This is a genomic window from Roseimaritima multifibrata (assembly GCF_007741495.1).
Taxonomy (GTDB): Bacteria; Planctomycetota; Planctomycetia; order Pirellulales; family Pirellulaceae; genus Roseimaritima; species Roseimaritima multifibrata.
Genome location: NZ_CP036262.1, coordinates 2,401,828 through 2,416,496, shown reverse-complemented (window position 1 = coordinate 2,416,496; position 14,669 = coordinate 2,401,828). Strand labels below are relative to the sequence as shown.

Genomic DNA, 14,669 nt, shown 5'->3' with positions numbered 1-14,669 from the left:
GCTTTCACTACGTACAGATGCCACTTCCGGCCTCCGCTTCTTGCATTCTGTTTTTCGCATCATGAATTCCATCGCTAGCTCGTTCGCGTTTCGTGCCGCCTGTTTGTTCTTTGTCGGCCTGTTGTATTCGATAAGTGGCGTCCTCCCAGCGTCCGCACAACCGCTACCCAATAACAAATTTGAAAACCAGCCCGATGCCTTCCGCCAATTGGAAGAATGGCTGCCGACTCCGAACATGTACCGCACGGCCGCGGGCGAACCGGGGCCCAATTACTGGCAGCAGCGTGCGGACTATCAGATCGATGTCAAACTGGACGACCAGCATCAGCGATTGGAAGGGACCGTCCAGATTGACTACCACAATCAATCTCCGCACGAGCTCCGCTATATCTGGTTGCAATTGGACCAGAATCAATTTGAACCCGAATCGGACGCGGTGCTGACGGCAACCGCTCCTTCGCTTTCAGGTCGAGTCGGGTTCGCCACCCTGGAAGCCCTGCTTGCCCGCGGAGAATTTGAGGGGGGATACAAGATCAGCCGCGTGGAGGACAAGAAGGGAAACAAACTGGACTACACGATCGTCAAAACGATGATGCGGATCGATCTGCCGGCCCCGATCAAACCAGGCAAAACCGCCAGCCTAAGCATCGACTATGCGTTCAACATCGTGAACAGCAAACACATCCGCGCTCGCAGCGGATTCGAATACTTTCCCGATGACAAGAACTACATCTACGAAATCGCCCAATGGTTTCCTCGCGCCGTCGCGTTTACCGATTACACCGGCTGGCAGCACAAACAGTTTCTCGGACGCGGCGAATTTACGCTGGAACTGGGCGATTATAAAGTTCGGATCACGACACCCGCGGACCATGTGGTCGCCGCGACCGGCGTACTGCAGAATGCAGACAAAGTCCTGAACGCCACCCAGCGAGAACGGTTCAACAAAGCGAAAACCGCCAAAGAACCGATGTTCGTTATCACCCCAGAGGAAGCGAAAGAAAACGAATCCTCCCGGGCAAAAGAGACCAAGACATGGGTCTTCCATGCAGAGAACGTGCGAGATTTCGCTTTCGCCAGCAGCCGAAAATTCATCTGGGATGCGGTAGGCCATCCAATCGGTGACAAACGAGTGATGGCGATGTCCTACTACCCAAACGAGGCCGAACCGCTGTGGAGCCTCTATTCCACGCATTCGATTGTTCACACCCTGAACGTCTACAACCGGTACACCTTCGAGTACCCCTATCCCACCGCGATCAGCGTCAACGGACCGGTCTATGGAATGGAATATCCGATGATCTGTTTCAATGGACCACGTCCGGAAAAAGACGGCACCTATTCGAAACAAACCAAGTACGCGTTGATCTCCGTGATCATCCACGAAGTCGGACACAACTATTTCCCGATGATCGTCAATAGCGACGAACGCCAATGGACGTGGATGGACGAAGGGTTGAACACCTTCCTGCAATACTTGGCAGAGCAAGAATGGGAAGAGAACTACCCATCACGTCGAGGTGAACCGGGCGACATTGCAAGCTACATGCGAAGCAGCAATCAAGTTCCCATCATGACGAACAGCGAATCGATCCTTCAGTTTGGCAACAATGCTTATGCCAAGCCCGCGACCGCACTGAACATTCTGCGAGAAACCATCCTGGGCCGCGAGCAATTCGATTTTGCGTTTCGCGAATATGCCCGTCGCTGGAAGTTCCGACGACCAACCCCTGCCGATTTCTTTCGCACGATGGAAGACGCGTCAGGCGTTGACTTGGACTGGTTCTGGAGAGGCTGGTTCTACAGCACCGACCATGTCGATATCGGAATCGAATCGGTTCAGTTATACGAGATCGATCCCGGTGACCCGGATGAAGCGGCCGAACGAAAACGCATCGAAAAAGAAGGCAAGCGGGAATCGCTCTCGGTAGAACGGAATGCCGACCTGCCAAGGCGTGTCGAGCTATTTCCAGGATTGAAAGATTTCTATAACGATCAAGACGAAAACGAAGTCACCGAAGAAGCTCGCAAGTCGTTTCAAAAGTATCTTGAATCGCTTGATGACAAAGAGAACAAATTGCTGAAGCGAAAGACGCAGTTCTACGTCGTCCGCTTTAACAACGAAGGGGGTGTCGTGATGCCGATCATCCTGGGGATCACCTATGAAGACGGAAGCCAAGAAACCAAGGCCTACCCCGCTGAAATCTGGCGTCAAAACTCAAAGACCGTCAACAAGCTGATCATCACGGACAAATCCATCCGAAGCTTGGAAGTCGACCCACGCGGCCAGACCGCAGACGTCGAAGCCAACAACAACCACTGGCCACCTAAACTGGTCCCCAGTCGCTTCAAACTCTACAAGTCTTCACGCTCCTCCAGTAACCCAATGCAACGGCAAAAGAAGCTAGACGAAGCCGAGGAGAAGAAGGCTGAAGCGGAGGCTAAGAAGACAGCCGATGCCAAGAAGCAAGCGGAAGAGGATGCTAAGAAAAAGGCTGAAGTGAAGAAGGCGGCCGATGCCAAGAAGAAGGCTGACGCTAAGGCACCGGAGGCGAAGAAGCCTGCGAAAAAGAAGAAGCCTAAAGCCGCGGCCAAGTCTTAGCCCGAAATATCTTCACAGGTGATCCGGTGAAATGCGGAGCGGCGCAAGCCGCACGGCAAATACGTTGTGTTTTCTACGTGACGGCCGGACGGCTCGCGGCTTGTTGATTTAATCGAAAGCGGCGAAATATTGCAGCCTTTCGCGGGGGACGTGAAAGTATTGCTGACGGTTTCCCGATAGGCTGCTGAAGTGCAGCAATGCACCAAAAGATCCCAACTCGCTGCGTCAGCGAGGGATCGCGTTCAGTTCATACAATTCCTTGCTAACGCGTTTTGAAGTTGCGTTATTTGGACGCATTCCCCTCTGTCTTTGTGTCGGCCCTTCGGGCCTTTTCGCTGGCACTTTTTCCCCAACCGGGGGCTTCACCCCCGGCAGTGATTGTGTCGACCCTTCGGGCCTAAAAAGTATGGGAGGCCTTGAAACTTTGCCGCACGACAGTAATCGCCAATGTTAAATTTCACGTTCCAAGCGACAGGCGACAATCACTAAGCCGGCTCTACTGGGCTTTGACGAATTGCATGAATTGCTGCCAATCAAAGGGGGTCAATCCGTGTCCGCCCGTTCGGATGTGGTAGCCGGTCTTGCCGACGATTCGCTGTTTGTCTGCGGCAGGCATGGTGGGCTGAACGATCGACTCCTCGCCCAATAGCTCGAATGCCGGAGCGGCCTCAATCAGACTTAGGTATTCACCATGAGGGTCGGCCCACAAGTCTTCGGTGGCACTGGTTATGTAGACCGCCCGCGGAGCCACCAAGGCGACCAATTGATGTTGGTCGACCGGCAACTTGGCTTCCTGATTTGCGTATTGACGAAACCGTCCGCAGAACCAGTACGGAAACGAAGTCGTAATCCGGTCAACGGTCTCACCAAACTGGCGTCGTGACAAAGCGGCTCCACCGCAGCCTGAATTGTTGGAATACGCGATCGCAATCCTTGGATCTTCTGCCGCGGCCCACAACGCCGCTTTCCCGCCTCGAGAATGCCCGACCATCGCGATCCGTGTTTTGTCGACTTCCGGCATGGTCAGCAAGTAATCGATTGCACGACTAACGCCCCAGCCCCAAGACGAAAGAGCTCCCCACGAGGACGGTGTCGGTTTCTGCCCCGAAGCCTTCGCCAAAAAGCCACGAATCCCATCATCAAATCGGTTCTTCGCATCGGGATCAATTTGCTTGGTCGACACAGCAGCCGCTACAAACCCTTGTTCGCAGATCATTCGAACCGGCCAGAAATCGTCAGGCTCCGCGATCGCTTTTTCGAAATCCGGAAAATCGCGGTTGTTCAAATGAATGATCGTTGGCAACGGCTTCGCTGCTTTATCGCCCTCCAGAATCGGTACAAAGACCAGCAACGTATACGAGTACTCGCTTCCGCCAGCAAGGATCCGCACTTTCACTTCTCGAGCATTCGCAGCACCATCCCAAATCCCCTTCTGCTCATGCACAACATCGAATCGAACTTCATAAGGGACGTCTGGCCGGCGGCCATAAACGTGCTCACGAAACAGTTCCATCAATTCACTACGCCGTGCAGGCCAATCGCCAGCGGTAACCACTTCTCCCGCTTCATTCTTGAGAATTTCCGGCAATTGGTATTCCGGCACATCCGCTTCGCGATAGTTAAATCCGCCACTCTTGGCCATCTTCTTTTCCACAAACTCTGGATCGGCTGCCCAGGGCTGATCCCCCCAGCCGTGACTTAGGAAAGTCAATCCAAGTAGACAAAAACAGAAAGCAGCAAGTTTCATGGGAAGACTCTGGCAGTAAAGATCTAGTAGGCAAAAGGGAGCTTTAGGAGGCTATTTTACTAGGTCCGCACAGACTTTGTGGGCAGCTTCGATGGTCTGATCCATTTCGCTTGCCCCATGCTCTTGGCTGAAGAAGAGCGCTTCGAACTGACTGCAAGGCATGTAGATCCCGTTTTTCATCATCCCCCAGAAATAGTCAGCGAACCGCTTACGGTCACTGCGGTCGGCTTCATCCCAATTGCGAACCGGAGCTTCGTTGAAGAACAGCGTCATCATGCTGCCAACTCGCTGAAGCTGATACGGCAACCCCGCAGCGGCGGCAGCCGCCGACAGCCCCGTAGCCAATCGAGCTCCCATTTCCTCAAGCTGAGCGTACGGCGGGTTTTCTTTCAGCTGTTTCAGAGTTGCACTTCCCGCTGCCACCGCAACCGGATTTCCGCTTAACGTCCCCGCTTGAAAAACGGGACCGGCAGGCAGGACCTGAGACATGATATCGGCACGGCCTCCGTAGGCTCCCAGAGGCATACCACCGCCAACGATCTTCCCGAGCGTTGTCATGTCGGGAGTCACACCGAAATATTCCTGAGCCCCACCATAGGCCAACCGGAATCCGGTCATCACTTCATCAAATATCAAAATCGTCCCGGCTGCCGTCGTCAGGTCTCGCAGTTGCTGCAAGAAACCTGGTTCCGGCGGGACGCACCCCATGTTCCCAACAACCGGCTCCAGAATGATCGCCGCAACTTGCCCGTCATAGGTTTGCAAAGCGTCGGCAACCGCCTGAGCGTCGTTGTAGGGGAGCACAATCGTGTCCTCAGTGGCTCCCGACGTAACACCCGGCGAATCGGGGACTCCCAGCGTCGCTGCGGCACTCCCCGCTGCAACCAGCAAGCTATCGACATGACCGTGATAATTTCCCGCGAACTTGATCACCTTGTCTCGCCCCGTAGCACCGCGAGCGACCCGGATGGCACTCATCGTCGCTTCGGTGCCCGAATTGACCAAGCGAACACGTTCGATGCTTGGAACCGCTTCGATGATCTGTTCAGCCAGTCCCGATTCCGCTTCCGTCGGTGCCCCGTAACTGGTCCCTCGTACGACCGCCTGCTGAATCGCTTCGATCACCTGCGGATGGGCGTGTCCTAAAATCATCGGGCCCCAAGAGCCAATGAAATCCAGGAAGCGATTTCCATCGATATCTTCCAGCCAAGCTCCGGAAGCTTGCTTGACAAAGAGCGGCGATCCCCCAACAGCACCAAAGGCTCGTGCAGGACTGTTCACACCGCCAGGCATGAGCTTGCAAGCTCGTTCGAATGCAGCCTGACTAGCGGGTCCTGCTTGATGAGCCAACGAGTTTGCTGAAGTTGATTTTGAATCGGTCATGACAATTTTTGCGTTAAAGTGGAACGTTGATGTTTTGATATCTTGACGATCTTGATTGATAAAACCAGCCGTTACGCTGGCCTCCGTTCGATTCCCTCGAACAACCTAGAGCCAATCCGCAAGAGGGTCGCTCCTTCGGCAATCGCCGCTTCAAAGTCGCCACTCATCCCCATCGACAGCTCGGGGAGGGACAGACCAAATTCGGATTGCCAGGCGTCTCGCCAGCATCGTAGCTGAGCGAATTCAGCTTGTGCCTGTTTGGGGCTGGAGGAAAAACCCGCCATGCCCATCAATCCGATCACCTGGATTCCATCGTATGGCAGCGTCGCCTCCAAGACATCCCGTGCTTCTTGAGGGGTAAGCCCCGTTTTCGCGTCCTCTCCGCTGATATTGATCTCTAGCAGGACGGGCAGCGGAATACGACGAAGTGCCTTGCCGGCGGTCTGCTCCCCCAGCGATGTCGCCAAGCGAAGACTGTCGACGCTATGCAGAAGCTCCAAACAAGGGACGGTGCGTCGCAGCTTATTGCGTTGCAGGTGTCCGATTAAATGCCAGCGGACCGGAGCTGCATCGATCGCGTGTTCCTGCAGCCAAGCATGTTTTTCCCATAGCATCTGCGGCCGGTTTTCGCCCAGATCCAGACAACCGGCCGCAGGCAAACAAGCGGCGGTTTCAGGATCGACGTATTTGGTAACGCCAACCACACGAATGGAATCGGGTTGGCGGTTGGCACGCTGGGCTGCAGCGGCGACGTCGGCCTGGAGCGACAGCCAGTTGTCTCGCACGCGGGCGACGGTCGCAGCGGGAAGCGGAGCATGAAATTCAAGCATCAAATCACGATCTATTGAGTAAAATTCGCGGTTCGCATCATCTTTAACAATACCGCATCAAAGGGGACATCGGATGTAGCCCGAGCATGGCTTAGACCGTACGAGTGACAGTATTTCTCGACCGATTCATTGAACAAAGCGAAGCGATCAAGGTACCGCTGCCGTGCCTCCTGGGTGATCGTTCGATTGGAACGTCGACCGGTTTCCGCGTCGACCAGTTCGATATCTCCAAGCCATGGCGGAGAAACCTCCTGTGGAGACTGAACCTGAATCACATGCGGGTCAAATCGCTGATGACGCAGGCGATCGATCCCCGCCTGAAATCCTTCCTGGTCATACAGGTCACTAATCACCAACGCCAAACCACGTTTGCTGGCTCGTCGTGAAAAATCATCGACCACGGCCTTTAAGTCCGTACCCTCTCCGCCGGCAGACAAAGATTCAAGGAACTCAAGCAACCGCAGCACATTGTTTTTGCCACGCATCAGCGGCAAGGTGTTCACGATTTTGTGATCGTAGGCAACGACGCTCACACGATCCATATCGGCCAACGCGATATAGGCAAGAGCCGCTGCAATCTGCCGAGCGAATCGAAATTTATTCGGCTCGCCCGTGTCCATGCTGGCGCTTGCGTCCAGAAGCAGGTAGACGTGCAGATCTTCCTCCTCCTGAAACCGCTTCAACAGCAGGTCTCCGTGGCGTGCAAAAACGTTCCAGTCCAGGTACCGCAAATCATCGCCATACAGATAGTCGCGATGGTCAGCAAATTCGATCCCGCTGCCAATTCGTTTACTCCGCCGCTGAGCAAGCAATTTCCCATTGAAAGCTTGCTTGGAGAGAAGCGAAAGGTATTCCAACCGTTTGAGAAACTCGGCGTCAAACATCGGTACTGCGATCACTGGGTGAATCAATCAATAAACGGACCTGGTGGACGGACAGGTTTCGCGATTCGGCAATCGTTCGCAGTGCCTCGTACTCCGCGGCAAATCGCCAGTTCCCATCGGGGAGCTGACATTCCTTGCCTGCCACAGGACCAAGCGTCGTTTCGCGGCTCGCTTCGCGGCGGGGCAGTTTGTGCCGATCGACTCGATGGCGACGAATCCCAATCGTTCCGGTTGCCTGAAACAACAAACGCTCCAGCTCGACAGCCCTTCCGTCTCCACACAATACGGTCAACAAGACGCCTGACCGGCCTTTCTTCATCAGACATGGCGTTTGATAAACGTCAACGGCCCCTGCTTCCATCAATTGACGCGTCGCCGCTGCAAGGTCCTCCGCGGTGGTGTTGTCGATATTGGTTTCCAGAACCGTCACACGGTCGTATTCGACCGGCCAACAGGGATCGGTCTCGACACACTCTCCGATCAACACACGCAAGACGTTCGCCTGCCCCTCTAGGTCTTTTTGCCCCGACCCATAGCCGACCGATTCGGGGGTCATGCTGGGCAACGAACCGAAGCGACGAGCCGTTGCCTTCAGGATCGCGGCCCCGGTCGGCGTCGTCAGTTCGAAATCAATATCACAAGGTGCGATCGGGATCCCTCGCAGCAGCTCCGCCGTCGCAGGGGCCGGCACCGAAACCCGACCGTGAGCAATTTCGATCGATCCACAGCCGGTCGGAACCGCCGATGCCTCAATCGCTTCAATCCCTAAATCATCCATCGCGATCGCGGTCCCGACGATATCCGCAATCGAATCGATCGCTCCGACTTCGTGGAAGTGGACTTTTTTTAGCGTCGTGCCATGCACTTTCGCTTCGGCTTCCCCCAAAGCGGTAAAAATCTGCCTCGCTAATTCTTTTGCAGCTGGACGAATCGCCTCCGCTTGGTCGATCATCGCTTCAATATGATGAAGGTGTCGGTGTGCGTGCTCCGGAGGATGCTCAATCGAGACCTGAATCGCCCGAAATCCACATTTGTGCACCTCTTCAACGCCGATTTGCACCTCTCCGAGCCCTAAACTTCGGATTCCCTCGCGAATTTTTTCCAGCGAGGCTCCGGCGTCAATTAGTGCTCCTAGAGTCATATCACCGCTAATTCCGCTTAAACAATCAAAATATGCTATTCGCATCGGAACCCCGAAATTCAAAGGTGGCGTTGCCTTGAGGTGGCCTTTTAGTAGAATCCGTGATTCTGATCGTTACTTGGGTCGCTGCCGAGCCCCCAATTCAAATAGTTTATCAGTCGAAATCGAACCATAAGAGAAGTCCTATGAAGGTCGTAAGCTCAATCGGAGCCCTAAAATATCGCCACCCTGACTGCCAAGTTGTCCGTCGTCGTGGCCGTGTTTACGTGATTTGCAAAAGCAATCCACGCTTTAAAGTTCGCCAGGGTGGCGCAAAAGTTAAGAAAGCTCGCCGATAAAACCCAGGTTTGACGGCGGCGATCCCGCAAGGACGCCGCAGATTACCTAAACTCAAAAAAACCCGCAAACATCGCTCTTTACGTGACGCGAACCTCGCGGGTCCGAGTCAGATAAGCCTCGCCGATCGCCGATTGGTGTCGTGTGCCTTTGTCGCACAGACATCTCTTTCGCGTTCGGGTCTTAGCGCATGTCGGCTCTTAATTCTTCGCCAGAAACCAACTCCAGCTCAGCCCCCGGCGGATTGCTTGAGGAACTGGAGCGTCGCCAAGATGAAGTCTTGGCCCAGATCGACGAACTGGACGCCAAGGTTTCTGCCTTGCTGAAGGAAATGGGCGTCACCGAAACGGATTCGGCAGAAATCGAAACGGGAAAATACGCCGCATAGCCAACCTGGTGGATTGGCCATTCGCCACCGGGAATCCATACTAAGCCAATTGAATCCATTTCATTTGGCCCAACGGATTAGCCATGACGTGTTGCTCAAGCCAGTTTCACTCTTTCACGACCCTGGCACCTGCTTCTTCGCCTCGACCAAAATCCGGCCCTTGGTCGATGGCTCTGGGGATTCTCCTCACCTGCCTGCTCGTAAACGTCGCAGGAGCTCAGCAGCAACCGTCTCTCAACGGCCCGATCGATCCGGCTCAACCCGCGCCGCTAAAGCCGGTGCAGACGCAGGCAACGGCCCTGCCGACGCAGGAAGAACTGCAAAAAACGACCGAGGAGATCAAAGCCAACACCGCGATCGAAGACGAACTGCGCGGCAAAATCCTTGAACGATACAAAAATGCCAGCACAGCTTTAACTCAAATCGCCGAACTACAGGCGGCGGCAAGCCAACTGGAAGCGAGCGCGGCTTCCGCTAAAAAAGAGCTCGCCAATACCAAAGAAGCACTAGCCAATCCGATCGAAATCGAGGTCTCTGCGACTCGAAACTCGTCGATGGAAGAGATCGAGGATGAAAAGGATCGCCTGAGCGACAGCTTAACCGAACTACAGAATTTGCTCGATTTGATCTCGACGGAAATTCGCACCCGCAAAGAAGACGCGCTCCGAATTCCAGCCCAGGTTACGGAGCTTCAGAACAAGATCCAAACGCTAAACGCCGCACCGCCACTGGCCGAAGACGTTTCTCCCTTCGTCAAAGAAGCAGCAAGAATCGAAAAAGCGGTTAGCATCGCCGCGGCGCAGCAAGAAATTGCCGTCGCAAGGCAAAAACTTGCGACCTACCAGGCGCAGTCGGAACTGCTACCCGCCCAGCAGGAACTGTACCGCAAGAAGATCGCCGCCACCCAGGATCAGCTGGGAAAACTGGTGCAGTCTGCCGCAGCCCAGCAGGCCGACCTGATCACGGCTCAGATCAACAAATACAACCGCCTGAGCAATTCGACCTCCGAGCAATACCGAGAGGATGCTGCCGGTTCGATCGAACTGCTCGCCGAATGGCGGAGTCTCGTTTCGGAAGCGGCGACGAAGAAATCGGAATCCATTGCCTTAACCAGCAAACTGTCGGCACTTAAACAGGATTACGAGAAGATCGAGGGACTGGTCCAAACCGACCTCGACACCAGCCGCGGGCTCAGCCGTTCGGTCGGCTACCTACTGCAACGCAAACAAGCCAAGCTCCCCTCCAATGCGACTCTCCTCATCGCGGCATCCGACAACACCCAAGCGGTCGAAGCAGCGCAATCCACCCTGACCCAAATCGAAGCTCGCCTAGAGGACATTGATTCCCGTCCCGAAACGATTCCCAATTCACCGGAAGCCATAGCGAGCGCGATGGAACGGGACATGCTCCGCCAAATGTTGCGTGATGCCGAGGAACTGGTCATTGAAACCTTGGTGCCAATGGACGTGACCCAGGAATCCTATGCAAGCCAAGTACGCACTTATCGGCAACTGATCAGCAAACACCTGCTATGGGTCCGCAGTGCTGCCCCGTACAGCCTGAAGGATCTAGACAGTTTGGATGACGCCACAAAATGGCTAATCGGGCGGAAGCATTTAGCGCTTCTAGGACAAGCGAGCTGGCGATTGCCGATGGAATACCCTGTCGAATCGATCAGCTGGGCAGTCCTCTTGGCCGGCCTAACCTATCTTCGCGGGCATGCCAAACGACGTCTGGCCGCGTTAGGTGCAGCTGCCTCTCACCGCATGGCAAGCGCCATGAAGCCGACGTTCACATCCGTTCTATGGACCCTGATCTTAGCGATTCCTGTTTCGGTTGCATTGATTGGTCCTGGCTGGTTGCTCTCTGCAAAATTGAACTCCATCGTCTACCTACAGCACATCGGACACGCTCTGATCGTCACCGGTTTTGTGATCCTTCCGCTGGAATTCCTCCGTCAGGTGGTCCGGCAAGGCGGACTAGCGACCGATCACTTCGCCTGGCCCCCAAGTGTGATCACCCCGATTCGACGGGCCCTGTGGTGGATGATCAATGTCGTTACCCCGCTTATCTTTTTGTGGCGCGTCCTTGAAGGTGGCGATGAAGTCGACGCGGATCTGCTCAGTTTGTCTCGGCTCTTTTTCGCAACGGCGATGCTGGTCGTGGCGACCGTTTTCTGGGCGATCTCCCACCCAAAACGTGGGGTCGCATCACATTATTTCGCAGGAAATTCACACGGTTGGGTTTCGCAGCTATGGTGGCTGTGGCGCCCTCTTCTGGTCCTCATTCCGATTGGCTTGGCAGTCCTTTGCATGATTGGCTATAGCTATTCGGCAACCCAGCTATCCTTCCGCTTTTACCGCACGATCTGGATCGCCACGACAGTGACAATTGTTTCGGGCTTGTCCGTCCGGTGGCTCTTGATTTCTCGCCGGCGGATCGCGATCCAACAGATGAAAGCAAGGGCTCTGGAACGGGTCGCGGCGGCCGAAAGAATGGCCAGTGAACCGGGAACGGTTGAATTGCCTGAAACCGAGGCCGTCGATGTTGCCGACATCAGCGCCCAAACCCAACGCCTGCTTCACGCGGGCCTGTTCGTGCTTGTCCTGTTTGGCTTGTATCGAGTCTGGGCCCCGGTCCTGCCCGCGCTTGGTTTCCTGGATGCGGTCACGCTCTGGACAATTAAAGCAAACGACGGCACGATCCTCGAAACAATCACGATGACGAACCTGTTGTTCGCCGTCCCGATGCTGATCCTGACCCTGGTTGTTGTGCGAAACGCTCCCGGACTGCTGGAAACAATCATCCTTCAACGCTTGCCGCTAGAAAATGCGGTCCGCTATGCGATCACAACCCTCAGCAGCTACCTCTTGGCAACGATCGGACTGCTAGTCACCGCAAAAATCCTCGGATTGCACTGGAGCAGCGTGCAGTGGTTGGTCGCCGGCTTGGGGGTCGGCTTAGGATTTGGCCTGCAGGAAATCTTCGCAAACTTTATCAGCGGCATCATCCTGCTATTTGAACAACCGATCCGAGTGGGCGATGTCATTACCCTGGACGGCGAAACCGGTTCGGTTTCCAAGATCCGCATGCGAGCCACAACGATCACCAACTGGGATCGGCAGGAAGTGATCGTTCCCAATAAGAACCTGATTACTGGGACGCTGGTAAACTGGTCGCTAAGCGACACGGTCAGCCGAGTCCAAGTGGACGTAGGCGTCGCCTATGGAAGTGACACCACAAAGGTCTGCAAAATCCTAGCAGAGATCGTTGAGCGGCATCCGACCGCGCAACCGGGCCTTCGCAACGTGATCACCTTTGAGCAATTCGGGGATTCCACGCTGAACTTTACGATTCGATGCTTCGTCCCAAGCCTTGAAGTCCGCCTGCAAACCATCCACGAACTGCACATGGAAATCGATCGCCGATTCCGAGAAGCCAACATTGAAATCGCATTCCCACAACGGGATCTCAATATCCGCAGCATTCCAGACAACTGGCACCAACCAGCTGCTGCTGCTCCTCAAGAGAACCTGGCTGAAACCGCTTCGAAACTAGACGACGTCGGCAAGGAAACCTAATTTGCCGTCAGGTCCCGAGTGGTGGTCGCTTCAGCAGCGACTTACAGATCCAACGCATCCAGTTCGTCCAGCAACTGGTCCAGCTCATCGGCCGGGCCAGCCTGAATGTCCGCCTGGCGTTTCGCCAACTGATCATCGATGCCAACGGCATTGCGGCCCGCCAGCAACAACTGTTCGTCCCGCTCGCGTGCCGCGGTCGCGATAGGATCCTCGTCCTTGTCGGGGGCCCCAAACAGCAGCGAGAGATCGATTTTTAAACCGCCACCATCCACGGCAGCACTTCCCGCAATCCCGGGAGCTTTGTGCTGCGGAAATATGATCGCATTGGCAGGGCAGACGCGACTGCATGCGGGACATCCTTTGCGGCAGCTGTCGGGTTGTTCGACAAGAATGGTTTCCACATCATCGACGCCATAAACGCCGAACAAACAGAAATCAATACATTCCATGCAGTTGGTGCACCGACTGAAATCGATGACCGGGTACCACCGCCGATTGGTAGGCTCTTCGATCTGAAATAGCCCACCCGGTTCGGCCTGCTTTACGGCAGACGCGGTTGATGGCGTCGCCTCCAGCCCACAAATCCGGTCGATTTCATCGAGGTAGGTTTGCGGATCGGTCGCCAAACGCAGATCGAGCGTAAAAATTCGCCGATCGGGACGCGGGTGATCCTCAAGAACCGTTTCGGTAAGCGGATTCTCGTCCATTGCCTCCGGATCGGTTGGCTCTTCTTCCTCATCCTCGTCCAAAACTTCCTTCAGCGAAACTTCGCCGAACTGGCCCCGAATGCCGGCTCGGTCAAAGACCCAATGGGCCGCCCTCGGGAAAATCCACGTCAGCAGGATGATATCCCCTTCGATCGCTCGCAAACGCTGTATCGTCTCACCTTTCGGGGCAAGATCGTACAGATGGGGAACGACAAGGACGTCCACTCCCGCACGCGTTGCTGCCGCTTCGGCAACCGTCGCTTCCAGACTTCGCTTATCGGGAGCCCTAGATTGTCCTTTGGAAACGACAATCGTGAATGTTGGAGAGGATAGCGATTGAATCACAATGTCAGGAACTCAGGCGTTGCATGGTTGGTTTCCCCGGCAACTCACCAACATTATTGATAGCTGCTTCATAGTCAAGAACCGGCCCGGCCGATGTCTCGGGCTTTTTATCCCGCAATGGCGGCGAGGAGATCTTTCGGTAGAGGAAGCGACGCAGCAGAAGGTAGCTCCAAACCCCAAACAACGCGCCCAAGCAGTCCGCAAAAAAATCAGCGAGTTCCCGATTCCGCCCGAAAAACGGCTGAGTCAATTCATCGAAAATGCCGTATACAACGGCGACCGAAAAGGCAATCCCCGCTTTTTTCCAAACGCCCCCGGCTCGCGTGGGGATACTCCAGGCCAACAAAAAGGCCAGACCGCTGAAAGCGACAAAATGCTGGACTTTGTCCAAATTTCGGATCGCTGGCATCGGGACTCGTGGCAGATGAGTCCCGGTGAACAGCATAATCCAGTAGGCCACAAGCAATATCGGAGCTAACCGGATCCCAAAAACGGTCATACGGACGAGAAATTGCATGTGATCGGTTTGCTTATCTAGGAATTCTGAACGGAGAGCCAAGGTGGAAAGTAGCAAACAGCGACACGGCGTTGCCACCTCAAATCTGAAAGCCTCCAGATCACGATTCCCGCAAACCGCTATGGGGTAGAGTTTTCCGCTCAGGGAAGTCAGAATTCACTACAATACTTCGTGACTTGCTCCAGGTTTCCCCTTTGGTTGAAAATTT

11 protein-coding genes are annotated in these 14,669 nt (G+C 54.9%); 4 read left to right on the top strand and 7 right to left on the bottom strand.

The features are described 5' to 3' along the window. Positions 1-61: 61 nt before the first annotated feature. Positions 62-2,602, top strand: coding sequence for a M1 family metallopeptidase (locus FF011L_RS08780; RefSeq protein WP_145351252.1), 2,541 nt, complete (start codon positions 62-64; stop codon positions 2,600-2,602). Positions 2,603-3,098: 496 nt separating this feature from the next. Here the strand turns inward: FF011L_RS08780 and FF011L_RS08775 are convergent, their stop codons facing one another. From FF011L_RS08775 to larC, 5 genes are all read right to left on the bottom strand, one after another. Continuing rightward, on the bottom strand, positions 3,099-4,349 hold the full coding sequence (locus FF011L_RS08775; protein WP_145351251.1) for an alpha/beta hydrolase family protein: 1,251 nt from the start codon (positions 4,347-4,349) through the stop codon (positions 3,099-3,101). A 51-nt stretch (positions 4,350-4,400) separates the two neighbouring features. Continuing rightward, positions 4,401-5,732, bottom strand: coding sequence for a glutamate-1-semialdehyde 2,1-aminomutase (hemL, locus tag FF011L_RS08770; RefSeq protein WP_145351250.1), 1,332 nt, complete (start codon positions 5,730-5,732; stop codon positions 4,401-4,403). Between the two features lie 71 nt (positions 5,733-5,803). Beyond that, positions 5,804-6,562, bottom strand: a complete 759-nt coding sequence (locus tag FF011L_RS08765; protein WP_145351249.1) for a YggS family pyridoxal phosphate-dependent enzyme — start codon at positions 6,560-6,562, stop codon at positions 5,804-5,806. 11 nt (positions 6,563-6,573) lie between these two features. Beyond that, on the bottom strand, positions 6,574-7,461 hold the full coding sequence (locus FF011L_RS08760) for a DUF58 domain-containing protein (RefSeq protein ID WP_246109822.1): 888 nt from the start codon (positions 7,459-7,461) through the stop codon (positions 6,574-6,576). Continuing rightward, positions 7,439-8,632, bottom strand: a complete 1,194-nt coding sequence (gene larC, locus FF011L_RS08755; RefSeq protein ID WP_145351248.1) for a nickel pincer cofactor biosynthesis protein LarC — start codon at positions 8,630-8,632, stop codon at positions 7,439-7,441. The genes FF011L_RS08760 and larC overlap by 23 nt, the downstream gene beginning before the upstream one ends. Positions 8,633-8,772: 140 nt before the next feature. On the opposite strand from larC, the gene ykgO reads away from it, so the two are divergent. The 3 genes from ykgO (at position 8,773) to FF011L_RS08740 (ending at position 12,892) form a co-directional block, all read left to right on the top strand. Next, on the top strand, positions 8,773-8,925 hold the full coding sequence (gene ykgO, locus FF011L_RS08750; protein ID WP_145351247.1) for a type B 50S ribosomal protein L36: 153 nt from the start codon (positions 8,773-8,775) through the stop codon (positions 8,923-8,925). Positions 8,926-9,113: 188 nt separating this feature from the next. Next, entirely contained in the window at positions 9,114-9,311 is a 198-nt protein-coding gene (locus FF011L_RS08745) for a hypothetical protein (RefSeq protein ID WP_145351246.1), read from the top strand. An 83-nt stretch (positions 9,312-9,394) separates the two neighbouring features. Further along, positions 9,395-12,892: a mechanosensitive ion channel domain-containing protein gene (locus FF011L_RS08740; protein ID WP_145351245.1), complete on the top strand. Its 3,498-nt coding sequence runs from the start codon at positions 9,395-9,397 to the stop codon at positions 12,890-12,892. Between the two features lie 41 nt (positions 12,893-12,933). Here the strand turns inward: FF011L_RS08740 and FF011L_RS08735 are convergent, their stop codons facing one another. Continuing rightward, positions 12,934-13,944, bottom strand: a complete 1,011-nt coding sequence (locus FF011L_RS08735; RefSeq protein WP_145351244.1) for a 4Fe-4S dicluster domain-containing protein — start codon at positions 13,942-13,944, stop codon at positions 12,934-12,936. Between the two features lie 4 nt (positions 13,945-13,948). Next, on the bottom strand, positions 13,949-14,503 hold the full coding sequence (locus FF011L_RS08730) for a VanZ family protein (RefSeq protein WP_145351243.1): 555 nt from the start codon (positions 14,501-14,503) through the stop codon (positions 13,949-13,951). Positions 14,504-14,669: the final 166 nt, after the last annotated feature.

Bases quoted from the DNA above. Each gene is read 5' to 3' on its own strand.
- FF011L_RS08780 (WP_145351252.1), top strand. From the start codon at position 62: ATGAATTCCATCGCTAGCTCGTTCGCGTTTCGTGCCGCCTGTTTGTTC.
- FF011L_RS08775 (WP_145351251.1), bottom strand. From the start codon at position 4,349: ATGAAACTTGCTGCTTTCTGTTTTTGTCTACTTGGATTGACTTTCCTA.
- hemL (WP_145351250.1), bottom strand. From the start codon at position 5,732: ATGACCGATTCAAAATCAACTTCAGCAAACTCGTTGGCTCATCAAGCA.
- FF011L_RS08765 (WP_145351249.1), bottom strand. From the start codon at position 6,562: ATGCTTGAATTTCATGCTCCGCTTCCCGCTGCGACCGTCGCCCGCGTG.
- larC (WP_145351248.1), bottom strand. From the start codon at position 8,632: ATGCGAATAGCATATTTTGATTGTTTAAGCGGAATTAGCGGTGATATG.
- ykgO (WP_145351247.1), top strand. From the start codon at position 8,773: ATGAAGGTCGTAAGCTCAATCGGAGCCCTAAAATATCGCCACCCTGAC.
- FF011L_RS08745 (WP_145351246.1), top strand. From the start codon at position 9,114: ATGTCGGCTCTTAATTCTTCGCCAGAAACCAACTCCAGCTCAGCCCCC.
- FF011L_RS08740 (WP_145351245.1), top strand. From the start codon at position 9,395: ATGACGTGTTGCTCAAGCCAGTTTCACTCTTTCACGACCCTGGCACCT.